The sequence below is a fragment of the Oleiphilus sp. HI0117 genome (assembly GCF_001635235.1).
Genome location: NZ_LWGA01001042.1, coordinates 1 through 3,275, shown reverse-complemented (window position 1 = coordinate 3,275; position 3,275 = coordinate 1). Strand labels below are relative to the sequence as shown.

The 3,275-nt window shown below is 43.8% G+C and carries 4 protein-coding genes; 2 read left to right on the top strand and 2 right to left on the bottom strand.

From position 1 onward, the window contains the following. Nucleotides 1-171 precede the first annotated feature (171 nt). Nucleotides 172-843 (top strand): PEP-CTERM sorting domain-containing protein, encoded by a 672-nt coding sequence (locus A3757_RS27000; RefSeq protein ID WP_068515173.1) that lies wholly within the window; start codon nucleotides 172-174, stop codon nucleotides 841-843. A gap of 69 nt (nucleotides 844-912) precedes the next feature. On the opposite strand, the gene A3757_RS18720 is transcribed toward A3757_RS27000, so the two are convergent. Continuing rightward, nucleotides 913-1,512, bottom strand: coding sequence for a hypothetical protein (locus A3757_RS18720; RefSeq protein ID WP_068515177.1), 600 nt, complete (start codon nucleotides 1,510-1,512; stop codon nucleotides 913-915). Beyond that, a complete protein-coding gene (locus A3757_RS18715; RefSeq protein ID WP_068515180.1) occupies nucleotides 1,505-2,680 on the bottom strand; it encodes an MFS transporter in 1,176 nt (391 codons plus the stop codon). The genes A3757_RS18720 and A3757_RS18715 overlap by 8 nt, the downstream gene beginning before the upstream one ends. Nucleotides 2,681-2,825: 145 nt before the next feature. On the opposite strand from A3757_RS18715, the gene A3757_RS18710 reads away from it, so the two are divergent. Next, nucleotides 2,826-3,275 (top strand): PfkB family carbohydrate kinase (locus A3757_RS18710; RefSeq protein ID WP_231878320.1); only part of this gene is annotated, 450 nt, incomplete at its 3' end.

The following is a 3,275-nucleotide window of genomic DNA, read 5'->3' as shown; positions in this document are numbered from 1 at the left end:
GCTTTTTTTACACAATAAACAAAAAAACCATAGAAAGAAAAATATCAAATAACTTATCCTACTGTTATATATATATTTTATGGATCATTGGCACAACTAATGCTTTGAACAACAGTTATAATTAACGGACTATTTTGTAGTCGTCATTTAATTACAAATAAGGAAAATTACATGAAACTTAAGCAGCTTTTAGCAGCAGCAACTTTAGCAGTTACCTCTGTATGCGCTCTTGCAACACCTCAGTACACTGGTGAAACGTCCGCAACAAACATCAACCTTGGCTCACAAGGAAACGGTTATTACCTTTGGACAACTGAAGGCAATGACTATCAATGGAATGTTCGTTGGAGAAGCCCAAATGTATCATCAAACGCCACATGGTTTGGTAGCTTCGAAGTCGTAAATGGCAGCTCTCCTACAGCTACAACCATTAGCTTTGACGGCAGTGACTACACCTCTACAAGCAACTGGGGCAATACTATCAACTGGACTGCAAAAACAAATAGCAATGGCTATGATGGGTTTACCTTTGACCTTGACAAAGACACAAAGCTTACTCGCTTTAACTTGGGTTCAAGCCTTTTTGCTGACCTGGAAGACAACACAACAGATCCAGGCACTGAAGACTTCGGCATCTTCATCGGCCAAAACTATGCAACACCAAACGTTCTAGTTGGTAGCAAGCCATATACGAAGTACAAAAATGTTGACGGCGTAATCGTAGAATCGCGCGGTGACGGCATCCACCAGTCATTCGAAGTATCAGTTGCAGAGCCAGGCACTCTAGCTCTTCTAGGTCTTGGTTTGGCTGGTCTAGGTTTCGCTCGTCGTAAGCAAGCTTAATCTAGCACTCGCAAGTAATAATAAAAAAGCCTCGCATTTGTGAGGTTTTTTTATGCCTATCAATCTTGTCTAAAACCACCCACTATTTAAGTCATCTTTACACGACCAGTATTGCTCACTATATTTTTTAGCCCGAGCCTCAACCTTCTTCGCTACCTTTTTTAGCCAAGGTTTTTTTTCATAACTAGCTCTACGATAACCACCATGCCCTTCGTGATAATTTAGGTATTGTGCGTAGGCATCCCATTTACTAACCTTGTTTATCTTGCTACTTCGATTCATATACCAACCGACAAAATCAATCGCATCATCAAAATCATCGCGATCTGCAAAGGTGCTCCCGGCGTCAGCTACATATTCTCCCCAAACAGGAGTCTTAGCCTGAGAATAACCATACGCATCGCTCGCTCGACCGATAGGAATAAATCCAAGGAAGTACTCCATCGGCGGTGCCGCATCGTATTTAAAAGATGACTCTTGATACATTATGGCCATTGGAATGTGAACAGGGACTCCCCAGCGTTCCCGTACATCGAGCGCGGCATCATGCCAGTCTGGCTTTTCTTCGAATATTTTACAAATATTTTGAGGTTGTTCAGGCGGCAAGCTGGAGCAGCCAGCCAGACTTAAACCTCCAAGCAAAAGAAAACTAAAGCGATAATTAGACAAGCTCTCCCTCCTTACTTTTACCTATTCTCCAGATAAAGATCACCAACATCTGAACCAAAATTAGCGGAATAGCGTAGATAAGCAGGCTATTCCAGCCAACACTATAAATAACTACTCCACTAGATATTGATGCCGCAGCCTGGAATACAAACACAAAAAAGTCATTAAAACCCTGTACTTTATACCTCTCGGCAGGTTGGTACACTTTAGGAAGCAAAACCGTACCTGCGACAAATAGAAAGTTCCAACCAATACCTAGCAACACCAATCCAAGCCAATAATGCATCACATTCTGACCTGAAAGCGCTATCATCAAACACACCGTATAAGCTGCCAAACCAGCCAGCATCAAGCGATATTCACCAAACTTTGAAATCAGATATCCACTCACTAAGGAAGGCAAGAACATCGCAAGAATATGGCTCTGAATAACCCATTTAGTATCTTCTAAAGAATGCCCTTCCATGACATGCATACTGACGGGCGTAGCGGTCATAACATAACTCATCACCGCATAACCTATGGTTGCCGACATCACCGCCACCCAAAATAAGGATGAATGCATGATATCAATTAAAGGACGGCCGCCGAGTTCTTCCTCACCCCCTGTCACGACAACGGGCTGAAAAAACAACATAACAACACCACTTAATAAACAAAGAATTGAAAGCAGAGTAAACGAGCCCGAAAAGGGCACTTCATGCAACGCCCTCCCCAGATGAGCCAGCTCTGGCCCTAGTATCGCCGCAATAAGCCCACCCAACAACACGAAGGATGCAGCTTTTGGTGCCAGATATGGCTCAACACTCTCCATTGCCGCAAAACGATATTGCTGAATAACGGCCAGGGCACCACCTAGCAATACAGTACTCAAACAAAACAACCAAAAACTTTCATAAGATATAGAAATCGCAGCAAAACATGATACCAAAGCGCTATATAAGGAGGCAGCCAAAAAGATCTTTTTTCTACCGAAACGCTGCATTAGACGCGAGACCGGAATCACGGCACAGGCGGTACCAATAACAATGCCCGCTACAGGCAATGTGGAAAGTTCTGGATCAGGAGCAAGCGATGCCCCGACCAAACCACCGATAAACACAACCATTGGCGCAATACACAAGCCCAGCGCACCAGATAACAATAAAACCAATACATTTCTATTCATTCCAAGCAAGGTTCTTCCTCATATATCCTTTTTCATGCTATCTACCGCGCAGGCTATTCACCAAGCGTATAAATCGTCTTTGCCATACGCAAATGACGCTGTATATAATGGACACCACCATTAGCCAACTAGCAAGGCAATTACTATGCAACAATATCACGTCTATGGTTTAGGCGCCGCCCTCGTCGATACTGAAATTGAAGTCACCGATGAATTCCTATCCCAAGCTAATATTGAGAAAGGTCTAATGACCTTGGTGGATGAAACCCGCCAAGCCGAAATACTAGAGCTAATGAAAGAACACTTGGTTGGTAGTAAAAGAGCCAGCGGCGGCTCGGCATGCAACTCGATTATCGCTGCCAGTTACTTCGGTGCCAAGACCTATTATTCCTGCAAAGTATCAGACGACGAAAACGGCCTATTCTTCCAACAAGATACCCAAGCAGCGGGCGTGACCACAAGCGATAAAGCCCACCCGAATGGTACAACCGGAAAATGTCTGGTTATGATTACCCCTGACGCCGAACGAACCATGAATACATTCTTGGGCGTAAGCGCTGAATTAGATGAAGCACAGCTTGATGCTAAAGCTATT